Consider the following 16,669-nt stretch of genomic DNA (forward strand, 5'->3'; position numbering starts at 1 on the left):
AGAAGACTTTGTCAGTGATATTGTCTCTTCTTATCTTCCAAGCTGTTCGAGCTTGCTGGATTTAGCACCTTGGTCATGGCAAATGCGCCATTACACCGGTTGCTGAAGCTTCGTCGGGCCAGTCCCTCTGCTTCTCTTGATAAGAACGGATATGAAATTTTAATGTTCAGAAGCTGCCAAAAGATGCCTGGCATTTTCCCTTTCTCCAAATTTACCGAAAATAAAGACAATAATCAATAGGAATCAGAAAAATTTATCTGAAATTTATAAATTGAACGTCAATTGGCAGATCAGCACCTCGAACTGCTGTGATAACCTGCTGAAGATCATCCTTGTTTTTTCCGGTGACACGCACTTGGTCATCCTGTACCTGAGATTTCACTTTCAGTCCGGAGTTTTTGATGATCGTATTGATTTTTTTTGCGTTGTCTTTGTCAATCCCTTGAACGAGCTTTGCACGCTGGCGCACGGTGCCGCCGGACGCATTCTCAATTTTGGCGTAATCAATATTTTTTGTCGGCACGTTGCGCTTAATCAATTTGCTGACAAGCACATCCTTGAGCTGGCTTAATTTAAATTCATCATCGGAAACAAGAACAAGCTCTTCTTTATCTAATGAAATGTCGCTTTTGCTCCCTTTGAAGTCATAGCGTGTGCTGATTTCCTTCAGTGCGATTTGAATCGCGTTTTGCACCTCAGGGAGCTCCACCTTGGATACAATATCAAAAGAACTTTCTTTTGCCATATGAAAACCTCCATAACATTTAACTTATGTGTTGATTATAGTAGAATAAAGAGAAACTTCCAACAGAACAAAGAATCAATTTGTGATGATTGGAAAAAATGTTAACAAGATCCGCAGTGAAATCAGCGGGAAGAGGAAGGACGATAGCATGAGACCAGGGCAGCAGTTAACCTTGAGTATAGATCACGAAACGGACTTCGGTTACTTTTTAACCGATGGAGAAGATACGATTCTCTTACATAACAGTGAAGTGACAGAGGATATAGAAGACAGAGATGAGGTAGAGGTCTTTATATACGTTGACCAGCAGGAACGGCTCGCAGCAACGATGAAAATTCCGGTCATCAGCGCGGATGAATACGGTTGGGTAGAGGTAGTGGACACGGTAGAGGATATGGGCGTATTCGTCGATGTCGGCCTCTCGAAAGACGCGCTTGTCGCAACAGAGCATCTGCCGCCGTATGAAGATGTTTGGCCGCAAAAAGGGGATAAGCTCTACTGTATGCTGAAGGTGACGAATCGGGGGCGCATGTTTGCCAAACCCGCACCGGAAGATATCATCAGCGAGCTGTTTACGGACGCTTCAGACGACCTGATGAATAAAGAGCTGACCGGAACGGTGTACAGGCTGATCGCTTCAGGATCGTTCATCATTACGGATGACGGAATCCGCGGTTTTATTCATTCAACAGAAAGAAAAGAAGAGCCAAGACTCGGCTCAAGAGTGACAGGACGAGTGATTCAAGTGAAGGAAGACGGCTCAGTGAATATGTCGCTACTTCCGAGAAAGCAGGATGCGCTGTCTGTTGATGCCGAGTATATTCTTACGTATATAAGAACGAGAAATGGCGCCATGCCGTACAGCGACAAAAGCCAGCCTGATGATATCAAAGAACGTTTTAACATGAGCAAGGCCGCCTTTAAACGGGCGCTCGGCCACTTAATGAAAAACGGAAAAGTGTATCAGGAAGACGGCTGGACATACGAGAAAAAATAGCGCATGAAAATGGCTCGCCTGCAGCAGAACTGCGGAGCGAGCCGTTTTTTATTTTCTAATTTAATTCATCAACCAGCGTTCTGATTGCCATTTCGCGATCCACATTGTCTGAAATCGCGATCGGAGTAATATCAATGGCAAGAATGACAAGAATCAGCGCACCGGCTGCTGCAACATAAGAAACATAATAGAAATAGTTAGCGGTTTCGACCGTGTTGACGAGTTCAGCTTGAACTCTGGACGTATCATCCTTGGAAGCGGCAATTTCTTTTGCAGCTTCTACTTTTTCTTCAACGATTTGACCCGCTTTTTTCAGCAGTTCATCCACCTTCATTGCATCTTTGCTGTAAACAGCTTTCTTCAGATTGTCAAAAAAGTCAGCATCCTCTTTTTTAATATCAGCAACAACCTGATTGGCAAAAGCCTTTGCCTGTTTTGTGTTGAGTTTGTCAGTCATGGCTTTATTAAATACCTCTGGAAGCTGTTTGCCCACTTCACCCTGAGCGAACACAAACCCTTTAAAAATCTCTTCACCCGAATACTCAAGCTGCTTTGCCTGTGCTACACTTTCCTGCTGCTTCACCATAAACACTGTCGTCACCAATACAACCGACAAAAATACGAGAAACGCCTTCTTCAAACTGAAACCTCTCCCTTCTTTTCTTTTTTATTCCACTTCAGTCTGCGAATATATGTAAATTGAAACGTGGAATCAATTGGAGTGAGATACAATATCAAAATGCCGGCCATGATGATTGAAAAGCTGATTAAACCCAGCATAACCGCGAATATCTCATGCATAAAAACAGCGATGATTAAAATCAATCTCCAATGCTTCTTCGGCGCGAACAGTGCCGCAAAGATGACAATCTGGACGAGAAGCGTCCCCCATGTCGGAATCACCACAAACGGACTAGTCACAAACGGCTTCGTTAATGCCTGAAAAAAGCCGTTGAAGCCGATGGTTTTTTCCTGGGCGAAATAATAGACGGCTGTACCGTCCACCCATTCCTGCTGAGACAGCTTAGCAACAGTAGAGTGAAAATAAAGCACTGCCACTTGGAGCCTGATGACAAAATAAGAAATAAATGCTGTGATTTTTCCAATTGTTCTTTGGCCCTCTGCATCATCAGGCCTTCCGCTCCAATGCCATTTTCTCGGATCGGTCAGCGTGATAGGAATGAGCAAAAATGTCATAACTGCGGCCGCCTGCTCGCCTCCGTCGATGACAATTAACGACGACTGGAGGCTGTAACTGACATACCAATGAAGAATCCCGGTGATTCTAGGGCGCCACCCGATCACAACAAGCACCAGAATGGCAATGCAGATCCATCTGACCAGATTTAACATCATATAGTTATTTTCGCCGAGGCAAAAGAGACTGAGATTCATTTTACAAGCAGGATAACTGCTAATTCCGCTGGCGGGCTTTATAATGAGGCTCGGATGATTGACGAGCAGCGTCAGCAGGCTGGATAAAGCAATGATGCTTCGCGCGAGTCCGTATACATTTGTCCACGGGTTTCTCTCGTCCCATCCGGTGATGGTCTGTTTTATGTTTTCGAGCATGAGATCACAACCTTGACTATGCTTTTTATCTGATAAGACGAAGCGGTGTATTTAGAATAACTCCACGGAACGATATCCTCTTTCGTTAAATAATAGCTGCCGCAAAGCAGCGGGCGGGGTGCCGGTGTTTGCAGCTGAACGGTTTTGGCTTTGCTTTTGCAGGCACTCAGGTCCGTTTCTTTACATTCTGTCCACTGTTCCTTGCCGACTTGGCTGTAGATAACGCCCATTTCTACACCCTGCGATCGCCCATAACGATACAGGCCGAATAGGTTATCAGCCCTCATATTGGGCCATCTGACCTTGGCGGTGGCATTTCCATCCTCATATAAGCCGATGGCGGTATCACGGGGGTTTTTGCTGAAAAAGCCCCAGCCCTGAGGAATGACGCTGGACATGAGAAATTTGGAGTCCTTTGTCAGCGGAATCGGGGTTGTCCCTAAGCTGCCAATGATTGAAAACAGAAATAAAGACCCCCAGAGGACCGAAAAAATGATAAAAAATGATATCGATTTCTGCATTCGACTGCTCCTTTTTAAACTGACGAAATTCACTTTTCTTACTTTTCATCATATAAAAACATTTTTGTAATAAAAAGGTTAGAAAGTAGGAGAAATTCCATTTTTGTTAAGTGAAAAAACAGGACATTTTTCACTGCTATATGTCATTGATATATAGTGGTTTTTTCGATATATTTAAACCATGAAAACGAATCAAATTAACGACCGCTGGATTGTTCAATTTCGCAAAGGAATTTTCGAGCTGGCCATTTTATCCCTGCTGCGCTCAAAGCCGATGTATGGTTATGAATTGACATCGTCCTTAAAAACAACTCCGGCACTGGCTATTTCGGAGGGTGCGATTTATCCGATTTTGAAACGGATGACGGAGAAGGACTGGGTCGAATTTTTTTGGCAAGATTCTTTGGACGGCCCGAAAAGGAAGTACTACAAAATGACGCAAAAAGGAGAAGAGATGTTAAAAGAACGGCTGGAGAAATACCTGGAAACCCATCAAGCTTTATTGTCCTTATCGGGGGATTTGCTATGAATGCACAGCACATCATTGACCGCTATACGGAGGAACTAAACGCTGAGCTGGCGAATATGCCTGAAGTAGAGAGAGAAAACACGATAGCCGAATTGAAGGGCCATTTAACCGCTTTTGTACAAGACAGAATGAATGCCGGCCATAGTGTAGAGGATCTGCGGGAAGCTGTCGAAACTGAGTTTTCTCATCCGAAAGAGCTTGCCGAAGCGATGATGGGTGAAAGGGAGGAACAGAAACGGAGGGGTTCTGTGTTAGGAAAAAGCGGACTTTCGGTCTTTCTTATTGCTGTAATCATACTCCTGCCGCTGCTGCCGCCCTCATACAGATATGTGCCATTGGCTCTTTATTTGGCGGTGCTCGCAGGCTATGTATGGAAGCGGAAGAAGGTAATGATGTTTGCGGGTGTAAGAAAGAACAAAATGCGCTCTCAACATGAGATTGTCACGATTTCCAGGGTCGGTGCGGCGTATCTGCTGTTTTTGGCTGTTGTGCTTCTTGTGCAGCCGCTCATCAATGCATTCGTCGTCCTTCTGCTGATTGTGGTTAGCTGTGCCGCTTTTTTTCTTTATTTGAACGTCAAGTAATGTTGTAGGAGGCTGTAATATGGAAATCAGCATCAATTATCTATTAATTGTCATTTCGCTTTTATTCTTTGTGGTAGCTTATCTGGTCGGGATCAAAAAACAGACGTGGATGCTGGCGGGGTTTAATGAGGCACGTATCCGGGATAAGGATCGGCTGGCCAGAATAGCAGGCTACTTTTTCTTGAATTCCGGTTTGTTCATTCTGCTGAACAGCTTTATCTCATTTCAAGGCCAGGAGCAGCTAATTCCGCCGCTTATTTTGGCATATGGTGCAGGGGTTATTATTTACGTGAATAAAAAACTGGTAGAATAGGAGCTGAAGGACGGGGCGAATCTCTGTCCTTCTTTCTTTTTCCTGAAAATAGGAACGAAGCACCACATACAAGTTTCGGTTTTTTTGTTAGGATGAACGAAAAATAAGTTCCAAATCAGGAAGGATGTGGTGTTTTGCCTACACTGTTCAAGACATCTCTGTTCATGGCCGGCTTATGCACGGCGGCTCAATGTGTTTTTGCATCAAATGCCTCAGCAGATCAAAGCATCAAATACGACCATACGTATCAAACCCCTTCATACATCATCGAAAAATCACAGCCATCATGGCAGCCAGCTCAAAACCTAACGCAGAAAGAAGCGCTATTTTCATATCTGGACAAGCACCAAACGCATTTTAAGCTCAAAGGAAATGCGAACAGCCATTTTCGCATTTCGAAAACCATAAAGGATCCAAAGACAAAACAAACGTATTTTAAATTAGAGGAAGTGTATAAAGGGATTCCTGTTTACGGCTTTGGACAGGCGGTCGGGATGAAGGGAAACAAACAAGTGAAAAGTTTCTTTGGGAAGGTGCACCCGCAACTAAATGACATATCTGTCACACCGTCTGTATCCAAGAAAAAAGCTATACATACAGCGCGCCGTGCGCTTGAGGCATCTATTGGAAAAATCGAGTATGTTGACGGGGAACCAAAAGCCGAATTATATATTTATCCGCACGAAGGCGCTTATGATCTTGCCTACCTTGTGAGACTTTCGACGTCTGAACCTGAGCCTGGATATTGGCATTATTTCATTCATGCCAAAAGCGGAAAGGTCATTGATTCTTTCAATGCCATTCATGAAGCAGCAGGTACGGGAATTGGCGTATCAGGCGAAGAAAAAAGCTTTGAAGTAACTGAACAGAATGGGCGTTATTATTTGGCTGATGAAACAAGGGGAAAAGGGATAAATACTTTTGACGCAAAGAACCTGAACGAAACCTTATTTACCCTTTTGTCTCAATTGATCGGGTATACAGGCAAAGAAGTGGCCAGCGGCACGTCCGTATTTAAAGACCCGGCGGCTGTAGATGCCCATGCAAACGCGCAAACGGTTTACGACTATTACAGCCGCACGTTTGGCCGCCATTCCTTCGATCAAAACGGAGCAAGAATTACGTCTACCGTACATGTGGGAAAACAGTGGAACAATGCGGCGTGGAACGGTGTGCAGATGGTGTACGGGGATGGTGACGGCGCAAAGTTTAAGCCGCTTTCCGGATCGCTCGACATTGTGGCGCATGAAATGACACACGCGGTCACCCAGTATTCCGCCGGCCTTTTATATCAGGGAGAACCCGGCGCGTTAAACGAATCCATTTCTGATATTATGGCGGTGATGACAGACCGGGATGACTGGGAAATCGGCGAGGATGTATATACGCCGGACGTACGCGGGGATGCTTTACGTTCGTTAGCGGACCCTTCCAAGCAGGGGAATCCGGATCATTATTCAAACCGTTATACGGGCACAGAGGATTACGGCGGGGTGCATATCAATTCGTCGATCCACAATAAAGCGGCATATCTTCTCGCGGAAGGCGGCGTGCACCATGATGTGCGGGTAGAGGGGATCGGGCGTGAAGCTTGTGAGCAAATTTATTATCGGGCTTTGACATATTACGTCACGCCTTCTTCAGACTTCAGCATGATGAGGCAAGCGGCAATCGAAGCTGCCAAGGATTTATACGGTGAGGGCTCGAAGCAATCAGCTTCTGTCGAAAAGGCATATGACGCAGTCGGAATCCAATAAAAATGAAAAAACAGCCAGGGCTTTTCAGCCTGGCTGTTTTTTTATGACCTTCCCAGAAAAAATATCGCCAGTGTGCCGGGGCCGGAATGGGATCCGACAGCAGAGCCGATGGAGTGCATGATGATGTCTTTCGGCTTGAAGGCGTCTTCGATCAATTGTTTCATTTCATTGGCTGTTCCTTCGTTAGCGGCATAGCTGATTCCGACGGTTTGATCGCTCCAATTGTCTCCTCGATCTTTCATTAATTCGATAATCCGTTTGAACAGCTTTTTCTGTCCGCGGATTTTTTCAAGCGGCACAAGCTTGCCGCCCTCCATATGAAGCAGTGGTTTAATATTGAGCAGACCGCCGACAAAAGCGGACGTTTTTGAAATTCGGCCGCCCCGGGCGAGGTACGTTAAATCATCGACTGTAAAAATGTGTTCAAGCTGTGCGCAAAAGTTCTTTACAGACGTTTCGATTTCTTGTATTGTATTTCCGTTGATACAGAGTTCGCGTGCATGCCGGACGGCCAGACCGCAGCCTAATGAAGCGCATTTGGAATCAATCACCCGCAAATCAAAATCGGGGAATTCTTCCTTCACTTCATTGGCGATCATGACGGCTGTCTGATAGGTGCCGGAGAGCCCTGAGGAAAAAGCAATGTAAAGGGCGGGCTCTCCTGTTTCGGCATATTGCAAAAATACATTTTTAATGGTTTGCGGTGAGGCTTGGGACGTCTTGGGCGCTTCCCCATTTTGCATCGCTTCAAATATTTGTTCCGCATGGATCGTGACTGCATCTTCATATTCTTTGTCGCCGAGAGAAACTCTAAGCGGGATAAAGCCAAGGCCGTTTTCCTCAAAATAAGAACGAGGCAGATCAGCCGCGCTGTCAGCAATGAGGTGAACTGTCATTTTGCTTCCCTTCTTTCCATTTATCGCTCGTTATCATGTGATTTAAGCCAACTATATCATATTAATTACTCAAAATCGTGTTCAAATATTTGTTTTAAGGGAAAACATAATAAAGAAGAATGAGCGGAGGAACATGCCATGGTACTAGATCAAACAAAAAAATTACTCATCGTCATCATCGGGGCTTTACTCAATGCGGCCGGGCTGAACTTATTTCTGATTCCAGCAGATGTATATGCCAGCGGATTTACAGGTGTCGCCCAGCTTTTATCAAGCGTCGTTGACCAATATGCCCCCTTCTACATATCGACGGGAACGCTCTTGTTCCTCTTAAATATTCCGGTCGGTATTTTAGGGTGGCTGAAGGTCGGAAGATCGTTTACGGTGTACAGCATTTTGAGTGTCGCACTGACCACGTTGTTTATGGGAATCCTGCCGGAAATGAGACTGTCTCATGACATCCTGCTGAACGCGGTATTCGGCGGCGTAATTTCTGCGGTCGGCATCGGTTTAACATTAAAGTACGGCGCTTCGACAGGCGGTCTTGATATTGTCGCTATGGTACTGGCCAAGTGGAAGGATAAACCCGTCGGCACGTATTTCTTTATTCTGAACGGGATTATCATTCTGACGGCAGGATTATTGCAAGGTTGGGAGAAAGCTTTATATACCCTTGTTACTTTGTATGTGACAACGAGGGTGATCGACGCGATTCATACCCGGCATATGAAACTGACAGCGATGATTGTGACGAAAAAAGCGGACGAAATTAAAGAAGCCATTTATGGAAAAATGGTGCGGGGCATAACGACTGTCCCAGCCAAAGGCGCTTTTACAAACGAGCCGAAAGAAATGATGATTATCGTCATCACGAGGTATGAATTGTACGATTTAGAAAAAATCGTAAAAGAAGTGGACCCGAAAGCATTTACAAACATTGTCCAAACGACCGGGATTTTTGGTTTCTTTAGAAAAGACTGACGAAAGCAGGTGGAAGTCGTGAAACGGCTGCTTGTGATGCTCTTGCCTGTGGTGCTTTTAATGGGCTGCGGGAAACATGAGCGGACAGAACCCGATAAGGAGGTATCAGGCGGAATGGAGAATCAAGAGGTTGTTTTATCTGTTGACGCAATTCAGGAGCCTGAACAAATCAAGTTTAACATGTCACTGAAGAACCAAAGCGAACGCAGTGTGGAGTTTCAATTCAGCACGGGACAAAAATTTGAACTTGTCGTGTACGATTCAGATCACAAAGAAAGATACCGTTATTCAAAAGACAAAATGTTTACACAGGCTTTTCAAAACCTGACGCTTGAACCGGGAGAAACCTATGATTTCACTGATGAGTGGAAGGAAGTCCCTGAGCCGGGAACTTACGAGGTGAAGGTAACATTTAAGGGCAAAGCGGAAAATCTCAAGCAGGTTCAGGCTGTTCAGCAATTTGAAGTCAAATAAGAGGCTATGGCGATTCGCCATAGCCTTTTTTTATTGCAATTTATCCAGTTGATCTTGAAATTGATGAAGCTGTTGACGTTCCGCATCTGTCGAATTGGCATACGCAGAAGACACAGCATTTTTGGCCCTCAGAATCGCTTGCTCCTGATCGCCTTCCTCAAAGCCGTTTGTCACCATGACAGCCTGTTGAACAAATGATTTCGCCTGCTGAAACAGTTCGTTTCTCATTAATATTCATACTGCCTTTCAGCCGAGTCTCGTGCCGCGGCATGCTGGTGAGCTTCTTCTAAAGTAGACCGATATGGAAATCTTGCGGCGTGTTGCCCGATGGAGTCTTTACCCTGGTGAATAAACCTTCTGGATTTGCTTCGTTTACCCATTGTGAGACTGCCCCCTTCCATACTTTGACGAGATGAGTCGTCTCCTATAGTATGCTGGGGCGGGTAAAGGTTTATAAGTGGGAAAAATTAAAACACTTCGCTCTTTATATTGAGAAATATTCTTTCAAAAATTGGGCGACGCCGTCTTCTTCATTGGAAACCGTCGTTTTGTCGGCGATCTGCTTGACTGCGTCAATTCCATTTCCCATGGCGACGCCGCAGCCTGCGAATTCTAGCATTTCCAAGTCGTTATCTTCATCGCCAAAAGCGATGATCCGTTCTCGCGGCACGCCGTAGTAATCGCTGATTTTCTGCAAGCCAACCGCTTTGTTCATGCCGCTTTTAATAATCTCAATCACATGCCACGGGGCTGCCCATCTTCTGTGATCGATCACCTCGGCGTGCACATCTGTTAAATAAGCGCGTATGGAAGAAACATCTTCCTCTTTCGCATGGATGAGCACAGAGGTGACATCCTCACCGAGATTTTCACGCAAATCGCCGACGGTGACATTTGTTGTGTTCATGTTAAAGGCATCAATCAGATGCTCATCATGATAATGGAAGTACACATCATCGATGACTTCAGCAAGTATATTATGTACATTGTAGGTCTCGCTAATATCCACAAGCTGTTTGACAACTTGAAGCGGCAGTGAGGTATGAAACCGTCCCCAGCTGTCATCTTTCGGATGATGGACAAACGCTCCGTTAAAATTGACAATTGGCGTTGTCAGCTTCATCTGCTCATAGTACATGGAACTTGAACGGTACGGACGGCCGGTGGAGATGCAGACGTAATGTCCGTCATTTTTTAGGCGCTGTATCGTTTGAAGGGTGTTTTCTGATATGGTTTTATCGTCCTTTAATAATGTTCCATCTAAATCTAATGCGATTACATAGGGTTTTGTCTCCATGAAAAGCTCCTTTAATCTTAGATTTTGCGTGAGTTGCCTTAATTACAGTGTAGCTTTTTACCATCTTTATTGTCTACATGTTACACTTATGATTAGGGTTATCCTAAGGAGGGGACATTGTGATTCAAATTGAAAATCAGACCGTTTCCGGCATTCCGTTTTTACATATTGTAAAAGAAGAGAACAGGCACCGTGCCGTTCCTCTTGTTTTCTTTATACATGGCTTTACAAGCGCAAAGGAACACAACCTTCATATTGCTTATCTGCTTGCGGAGAAGGGCTTTAGAGCCGTTCTGCCGGAGGCGCTGCACCATGGTGAACGGGGAGAGCAAATGGCTGTTGAAAAGCTGGCCGGCCATTTTTGGGACATCGTGCTAAACGAGATTGAAGAGCTTGATGTACTTAAGAATCATTTTGAGAAAGAAGGCCTGATAGACGGCGGCCGTATTGGGCTTGCGGGTACATCTATGGGTGGCATTACAACGCTTGGCGCCTTAACGGTTTATGATTGGGTAAAAGCCGGCGTCAGTCTGATGGGAAGCCCGAATTATGTTGAACTGTTCCAGCAGCAGATCGACCACATCAAATCTCAGGGCATTGATATCGATGTGCCGGAGGAAAGGGTGCAGGAACTCATGGAGCGCCTTAAAATGCGGGATCTCAGCCGCCAGCCGGAGAAACTGCAGCAGCGTCCGCTTTTATTTTGGCATGGTGTTAAAGATCAAGTCGTGCCTTACGCGCCGACCCGGAAATTTTATGACACGATTAAATCTCATTATCGCGAGCAGCCGGAACGTCTCCAGTTTATTGCGGATGAACGAGCGGATCATAAAGTGCCGCGGGCAGCTGTGTTAAAAACCGTTGAATGGTTTGAAAAGCACTTATAAAGCACAAAGGTATTAACACTGTCCGGATTTGCGTTATACTGTATAAAAAAAGGAGTGAGGGAACGTGGAAGAAGCATTAAAAGAAAACATTATGGGCGCCCTGGAACAGGTTGTCGATCCTGAGCTTGGCGTTGATATCGTGAACCTCGGGTTAGTATACGATGTTGATATGGATGAAGACGGCTTAACGCACGTTACGATGACACTGACATCAATGGGCTGCCCTTTAGCGCCAATTATCGTGGATGAAGTGAAAAAAGCGTTATCGGACCTTCCAGAAGTGAAAGAGACGGAAGTTCACATTGTGTGGAACCCGCCTTGGACTCGTGACAAAATGTCAAGATATGCAAAAATCGCACTTGGCATACAATAAAACAAAAGAGGACAGCCTTACTGTGAGGCTGTCCTTTTTAAAACTGAAAGGAGTGAAGCGAAATGATGTACCTGCTTGCCGTTCTATGCCCGCCGCTTGCTGTTTTGTTTACGGGGAAGCCGTTTCAGGCACTGCTCAATCTCATATTGACATGTATCTTTTGGCTGCCGGGCGCCATTCACGCTTGTTTTATCGTGGCTGACCGCCGCGCTGAAAAACGGGCAAGACGTTAATCTGGAAAAAAGAGGACGCAAACATGGTATAATGGCCATAAAAAACAGGGAGAGCGCCATGAAAAAGAAATTGCTTGCATTCGCGCTGTGCACTGGTGCGTATGCTGCCCTGTTTGCGTACTCTGTTCACTCGGAGCAAAAAAACGACTCCAGCGAGATGACGGATGTCAGCCGTTTGATGCCGGTGAAAATTAAGCAGACAGTGAAAGGGCAGGAAGAAAATAACCTCATTGACACAGTCAAAGAGGCCAATCGAAAAAACATAAAAATCTCAATAGCCGGAACCCAGCATTCGATGGGCGGCCATACATATTACGAGGACGGCATCGTTCTCGACATGACAGGCTACAACAAAATCCTCGCTTTCGATAAAGAGAAAAAAACCATAAGGGTCCAAAGCGGGGCGACGTGGAATGACATACAGAAATACGTGAATCCATACGGGCTTGCGGTAAAAGTCATGCAGTCACAAAATATTTTTACAATCGGAGGCTCTCTCAGCGCCAATGCCCACGGGCGTGATATCCGCTACGGATCTCTGATTGATACAGTCAAATCATTCCGTCTATTAAAAGCCGACGGCTCAATTGTCACCGTCACTCCAAAAGATGACTTGTTTTCAGCAGTCATCGGCGGGTACGGTCTTTTTGGCGTGATTCTCGATGTTGAGCTTGAATTAACGGATGACGAGTTGTACGTCATGCAAACGGAAAAAATGAACTACAGTACATACGCCGACTATTTTGCAAAGCATGTCAAAAGCAATCCCGGTGTCCGCATGCATCTGGCGCGTATCTCAACAGCAGAAAAAGGATTTCTGAAAGACATGTATGTCACAAATTACACTTTAGCAGAGGAGCAGAATCAGCTGACATCTTACAGAGATCTCAAAGAAGACGAGCATACACAAGTGACGAAATTCGCGCTCGGCCTGTCAAGACGGTACGAGTGGGGCAGAAACTGGCTCTGGAACACCCAGCAATCCTATTTTCTAAGCCAAAATGGAACAAAGATCTCACGCAATAACGTCATGCGGTCAGAATCAAAATTTCTCGAATACGAAAACAATGAAAATACAGACGTGCTGCAGGAATACTTTGTGCCGGTGAAGGAGTACGCTTCCTATATTGATGACCTGAGACAAACGCTGTCACATGAAGACCTGAATCTGCTTAATATCACGATCCGATATGTGCAAAAAAACGAAAAGGCCGACCTGTCTTATGCGAAGGAAGATATGTTTTCGCTCGTGCTCTTAATCAACGAGGGCTTCTTAAAAGAAGACCAGGCTGACACTGCTCGGATCATCAGGCGCATGACAGACGTTGCGCTCAAACACGGAGGAAGCTATTATCTGCCGTATATGACATATCAGACAAAAGCGCAAATGAGACAGGCGTACCCGAAAACCGAAGCGTTTTTTCAGAAAAAACGCACGTACGATCCGGATGAGCGGTTTATGAATTACTTTTATCAGAGGTATAAATAATGGGGAAAAACAAATTAAAATGGCTGACACTTTCACAAAGCAGCGTGTTTTTCGCAAGCAGTTTAATTTTTCCATTTTACATTCTGTTTGTGAAAAATATCGGCTCAAGCTATACGCAGTTCGGGTTTTCCTATGGATTATTCGGACTGAGCGGAGCGCTCATTTACCCGCTCCTCGGCCGGCTGTCTGAAAGGATCGACAGCTGCTATTATCTGCTTGCGAACTCATGGGGCATGGCGGTTCTGCTTTTGTATGTCCCGCATATTAACAGCGTTCTTCAAGTGTACATCGTGCAAGTGCTGTTAGGTCTCTTTGGGGCGATGCAAAAGCACGGAGAAAAAGTATTAATCGCCGACTTTACAGACACTGGGGAACGCGGAAAAAAGATTGGAAATTATCATTTTTGGACCGCTGTTTTTTCAGCGGCTGCTATTATGCTCGGCGGTTTTCTCGCCGACTTTTTCACGGTGCAAATGATTTTTTATACAAGCTCTATTCTATATTTTCTAAGCGGATTGATGATGATGAAAACAGGCTGACACGGTCAGCCTGTTTTTTTATGCAGCTGCAAAAGGCGCTGGATCAACAATTCGAAGTGATTTCTGTTTGCTTTTTAAGAGTGGATTTTTTTGTTGAACAGAAAATTTATAAATGAATAAAAATATTAAATATACGATTGAATTAATTTTTATTCATGTTATAATGTTAAATAATTTCACAAAGACCAAGAAGGTGAATTCGTTTTGAAAATAGGAATTGTAGGTGCTACGGGTTATGGGGGCGCCGAACTTGTCAGGATTCTTACACATCATCCTCATGCGGAAGAATGTATACTTTATTCATCCAGCGGGGAAGGAAAGGTCTATAGTAATGTTTACCCTCATCTAACCGGCTTGGCTGAGCAGAAGCTGAAGCCCATTGATATGAATACAATCAAACAGGAAATCGATGTCATGTTTCTTGCTGCGCCCCCGGGAGTATCAAGTGAACTGACTCCGCAGCTTGCAGAGGCGGGAATTCCGGTTATTGACCTGTCAGGTGATCTGAGGATACAAGAGCCTGCTGTATATGAAAAGTGGTATAAACGGACAGCGGCACCAATAGAAACAATTCAAGAGGCGGTTTACGGCCTTTCAGAGCTGAATCAAAAAAGCATACAGCAGGCGAAGCTCATCGCCAATCCAGGTTGCTTTCCGACAGCTGTACTGCTAGGCCTCGCGCCTTTGGCACAAAAAAAGCTGCTTGATGAATCGTTCGTTATCGTTGATGCGAAAACAGGCGTTTCCGGCGCGGGAAGGAAAGCGTCCATGGGAACTCATTTTTCTGAGCTTAACGACAATTTTAAAATTTATAAAGTAAATGAACATCAGCACACCCCCGAGATTGAACAGACGTTAAAAGAATGGCAGCCAGAGATGAAGGCTATTACATTCTCTGCTCACTTGGTTCCAATGACAAGGGGAATCATGGCGACGATGTATACGCAATTAACATCTGATCTATCTGCAGAAGATCTGCACGATTTATATTCGGAATTTTACCAAGATTCATATTTTGTGAGAGTGAGGCCTTTGGGGCATTATCCGCAAACGAAGGAAGTGTTCGGCAGCAATTTCTGCGATGTATCCGTTACTCTCGACGAAAGAACAAACAGGGTCACGATCGTTTCTGTAATTGATAATCTGATGAAGGGTGCCGCCGGGCAGGCAGTACAAAATTTGAATATCATGAATGGCTGGAACGAAGAGACAGGTCTGACCATGACACCAATTTATCCATAGAACAGGAGAGAATCGAACCATGATTCAGTTGAGTGAAGATCAAATAGTGAAAGTAAAAGGTGATATATCCTCGCCGAAAGGATTTCAGGCAAAGGGTGTGCATTGCGGACTGCGCTACTCGAAAAAAGACCTTGGCGTCATTATCAGCGAGACACCGGCAGTGAGCGCGGCAGTTTATACGCAAAGCCACTTTCAGGCGGCTCCGATTAAAGTCACACAGGACAGCTTAAAGCATGGATCAGCTCTTAAAGCAGTCATTGTCAACAGCGCCATTGCCAATGCTTGTACTGGGGAACAAGGCTTAGAGGACGCATACAAAATGCGGGAGAGCCTCGCTTTACAGCTGGGTATTGAGCCGGAGTTTGTCGCTGTTTCATCAACGGGCGTCATCGGCGAACATTTAGACATGGAAAAAATTCAGGCGGGCATCGAGCTCCTGAAACAAACACCTGCGGGATCGGGAGATTTCGAGGAAGCGATTTTAACGACAGATACGGTCATTAAGCAAACGTGCTATGAACTGACAATCGGCGGTCAAAAAGTCACCATCGGCGGAGCGGCTAAAGGCTCCGGAATGATTCACCCAAACATGGCCACCATGCTGGGGTTTGTGACAACAGACGCGGCAATCGAAGAAAAAGCGCTGCAAAAAGTGCTTCGCGACATCACTGACGTCTCTTTTAATCAAATTACAGTTGACGGAGAAACCTCCACCAATGACATGGTATTGGTCATGGCAAATGGCTGCGCGGAAAATGAGTGCCTTACGGAAGATCATAAGGACTGGCCGCTCTTTAAAAAAGCGCTTCTTATGACTTGCGAGGATTTGGCTAAGGAGATTGCCAGAGACGGAGAAGGCGCGACAAAACTAATCGAAGCCCAAGTAAAAGGGGCAAAAAATAATCTTGATGCAAACGTAATTGCCAAGAAAATTGTCGGTTCGAACCTCGTAAAAACAGCTGTGTACGGAACAGACGCAAACTGGGGGCGCATTATCGGGGCTATCGGGCACAGCGCGGCCCAGGTGAAGGCTGAAGAAGTAGAGGTTTATCTCGGGGGCCAATGCCTGTTTAAAAACAACGAGCCTCAGCCATTCTCTGAATCTCTCGCGAAAGAATACCTCGAAGAAGACGAGATTGCCATTGTCATCAAGATGCATGAAGGGGACGGGAACGGAAGAGCATGGGGCTGTGATCTGACCTATGATTATATCAAAATTAATGCGAGCTATCGCACGTAA

General features: G+C 45.2%; 21 protein-coding genes, 1 pseudogene and 1 riboswitch. Of the genes and pseudogenes, 14 read left to right on the plus strand and 8 right to left on the minus strand.

The genetic code is table 11. The features are described 5' to 3' along the window. Positions 1-27: 27 nt before the first annotated feature. Positions 28-146: riboswitch (SAM riboswitch) on the minus strand. A 107-nt stretch (positions 147-253) separates the two neighbouring features. Then, on the minus strand, positions 254-745 hold the full coding sequence (locus tag LJF29_RS07230) for a YajQ family cyclic di-GMP-binding protein (protein ID WP_229147808.1): 492 nt from the start codon (positions 743-745) through the stop codon (positions 254-256). A gap of 98 nt (positions 746-843) precedes the next feature. Between LJF29_RS07230 and LJF29_RS07235 the strand changes: the two are divergent. Further along, positions 844-1,742: pseudogene (locus LJF29_RS07235) on the plus strand (S1 RNA-binding domain-containing protein). Positions 1,743-1,797: 55 nt separating this feature from the next. Here LJF29_RS07235 and LJF29_RS07240 read toward each other — a convergent pair. From LJF29_RS07240 to LJF29_RS07250, 3 genes are read right to left on the minus strand one after another with little or no spacing between them, the layout of a single operon-like run. Then, positions 1,798-2,382 carry a sporulation delaying protein family toxin gene (locus LJF29_RS07240; RefSeq protein WP_010333704.1) on the minus strand — a complete coding sequence of 195 codons (585 nt, stop codon included), beginning with the start codon at positions 2,380-2,382 and terminating at the stop codon, positions 1,798-1,800. Then, positions 2,379-3,314: a sporulation-delaying protein SdpB family protein gene (locus tag LJF29_RS07245; protein ID WP_229147812.1), complete on the minus strand. Its 936-nt coding sequence runs from the start codon at positions 3,312-3,314 to the stop codon at positions 2,379-2,381. The genes LJF29_RS07240 and LJF29_RS07245 overlap by 4 nt, the downstream gene beginning before the upstream one ends. Next, positions 3,299-3,835, minus strand: coding sequence for an SdpA family antimicrobial peptide system protein (locus tag LJF29_RS07250; RefSeq protein ID WP_229147813.1), 537 nt, complete (start codon positions 3,833-3,835; stop codon positions 3,299-3,301). The genes LJF29_RS07245 and LJF29_RS07250 overlap by 16 nt, the downstream gene beginning before the upstream one ends. A 181-nt stretch (positions 3,836-4,016) precedes the next feature. On the opposite strand from LJF29_RS07250, the gene LJF29_RS07255 reads away from it, so the two are divergent. The 4 genes from LJF29_RS07255 to LJF29_RS07270 all read left to right on the plus strand — a co-directional run bounded on the left by LJF29_RS07255 (position 4,017) and on the right by LJF29_RS07270 (position 7,018). Next, positions 4,017-4,364 carry a PadR family transcriptional regulator gene (locus LJF29_RS07255; protein WP_010333707.1) on the plus strand — a complete coding sequence of 116 codons (348 nt, stop codon included), beginning with the start codon at positions 4,017-4,019 and terminating at the stop codon, positions 4,362-4,364. Further along, complete coding sequence (locus LJF29_RS07260; RefSeq protein WP_229147815.1) at positions 4,361-4,948, plus strand: HAAS signaling domain-containing protein; 588 nt, start codon at positions 4,361-4,363, stop codon at positions 4,946-4,948. Before LJF29_RS07255 ends, LJF29_RS07260 begins: the two co-directional genes overlap by 4 nt. A gap of 19 nt (positions 4,949-4,967) precedes the next feature. Next, positions 4,968-5,261 carry a DUF3784 domain-containing protein gene (locus LJF29_RS07265; protein WP_010333709.1) on the plus strand — a complete coding sequence of 98 codons (294 nt, stop codon included), beginning with the start codon at positions 4,968-4,970 and terminating at the stop codon, positions 5,259-5,261. A gap of 134 nt (positions 5,262-5,395) precedes the next feature. Next, complete coding sequence (locus LJF29_RS07270) at positions 5,396-7,018, plus strand: M4 family metallopeptidase (protein ID WP_229147816.1); 1,623 nt, start codon at positions 5,396-5,398, stop codon at positions 7,016-7,018. Between the two features lie 41 nt (positions 7,019-7,059). On the opposite strand, the gene LJF29_RS07275 is transcribed toward LJF29_RS07270, so the two are convergent. Continuing rightward, complete coding sequence (locus tag LJF29_RS07275; protein ID WP_229147817.1) at positions 7,060-7,914, minus strand: DegV family protein; 855 nt, start codon at positions 7,912-7,914, stop codon at positions 7,060-7,062. Positions 7,915-8,052: 138 nt separating this feature from the next. On the opposite strand from LJF29_RS07275, the gene LJF29_RS07280 reads away from it, so the two are divergent. Next, a complete protein-coding gene (locus tag LJF29_RS07280; RefSeq protein WP_010333712.1) occupies positions 8,053-8,895 on the plus strand; it encodes a YitT family protein in 843 nt (280 codons plus the stop codon). Between the two features lie 18 nt (positions 8,896-8,913). Further along, positions 8,914-9,369, plus strand: coding sequence for a BsuPI-related putative proteinase inhibitor (locus LJF29_RS07285; protein WP_010333713.1), 456 nt, complete (start codon positions 8,914-8,916; stop codon positions 9,367-9,369). Positions 9,370-9,399: 30 nt separating this feature from the next. On the opposite strand, the gene LJF29_RS07290 is transcribed toward LJF29_RS07285, so the two are convergent. The 3 genes from LJF29_RS07290 to LJF29_RS07300 all read right to left on the minus strand — a co-directional run bounded on the left by LJF29_RS07290 (position 9,400) and on the right by LJF29_RS07300 (position 10,666). Continuing rightward, positions 9,400-9,597: a DUF3813 domain-containing protein gene (locus tag LJF29_RS07290; protein ID WP_003224518.1), complete on the minus strand. Its 198-nt coding sequence runs from the start codon at positions 9,595-9,597 to the stop codon at positions 9,400-9,402. Continuing rightward, entirely contained in the window at positions 9,597-9,749 is a 153-nt protein-coding gene (locus tag LJF29_RS07295) for a hypothetical protein (RefSeq protein ID WP_010329347.1), read from the minus strand. Before LJF29_RS07295 ends, LJF29_RS07290 begins: the two co-directional genes overlap by 1 nt. A gap of 104 nt (positions 9,750-9,853) precedes the next feature. Then, on the minus strand, positions 9,854-10,666 hold the full coding sequence (locus LJF29_RS07300) for a Cof-type HAD-IIB family hydrolase (RefSeq protein ID WP_229147819.1): 813 nt from the start codon (positions 10,664-10,666) through the stop codon (positions 9,854-9,856). A gap of 119 nt (positions 10,667-10,785) precedes the next feature. Between LJF29_RS07300 and LJF29_RS07305 the strand changes: the two genes are divergently transcribed. The 7 genes from LJF29_RS07305 (at position 10,786) to argJ (ending at position 16,669) form a co-directional block, all read left to right on the plus strand. Next, entirely contained in the window at positions 10,786-11,553 is a 768-nt protein-coding gene (locus LJF29_RS07305; protein ID WP_229147820.1) for a prolyl oligopeptidase family serine peptidase, read from the plus strand. A 64-nt stretch (positions 11,554-11,617) separates the two neighbouring features. Continuing rightward, on the plus strand, positions 11,618-11,926 hold the full coding sequence (locus tag LJF29_RS07310; RefSeq protein ID WP_185848089.1) for a metal-sulfur cluster assembly factor: 309 nt from the start codon (positions 11,618-11,620) through the stop codon (positions 11,924-11,926). A gap of 62 nt (positions 11,927-11,988) precedes the next feature. Then, positions 11,989-12,159 carry a YqaE/Pmp3 family membrane protein gene (locus LJF29_RS07315; RefSeq protein WP_003224527.1) on the plus strand — a complete coding sequence of 57 codons (171 nt, stop codon included), beginning with the start codon at positions 11,989-11,991 and terminating at the stop codon, positions 12,157-12,159. A gap of 58 nt (positions 12,160-12,217) precedes the next feature. Continuing rightward, positions 12,218-13,648: an FAD-binding oxidoreductase gene (locus tag LJF29_RS07320; protein WP_229147821.1), complete on the plus strand. Its 1,431-nt coding sequence runs from the start codon at positions 12,218-12,220 to the stop codon at positions 13,646-13,648. After that, entirely contained in the window at positions 13,648-14,187 is a 540-nt protein-coding gene (locus tag LJF29_RS07325) for an MFS transporter (protein WP_267495989.1), read from the plus strand. Before LJF29_RS07320 ends, LJF29_RS07325 begins: the two co-directional genes overlap by 1 nt. 204 nt (positions 14,188-14,391) lie before the next feature. Further along, entirely contained in the window at positions 14,392-15,429 is a 1,038-nt protein-coding gene (argC, locus tag LJF29_RS07330; RefSeq protein WP_229147822.1) for an N-acetyl-gamma-glutamyl-phosphate reductase, read from the plus strand. Between the two features lie 19 nt (positions 15,430-15,448). After that, positions 15,449-16,669 carry a bifunctional ornithine acetyltransferase/N-acetylglutamate synthase gene (gene argJ, locus LJF29_RS07335; protein WP_229147823.1) on the plus strand — a complete coding sequence of 407 codons (1,221 nt, stop codon included), beginning with the start codon at positions 15,449-15,451 and terminating at the stop codon, positions 16,667-16,669.

Source organism: Bacillus sp. LBG-1-113 (genome assembly GCF_020708615.1).
In the GTDB taxonomy this organism is placed as follows: domain Bacteria; phylum Bacillota; class Bacilli; order Bacillales; family Bacillaceae; genus Bacillus; species Bacillus mojavensis.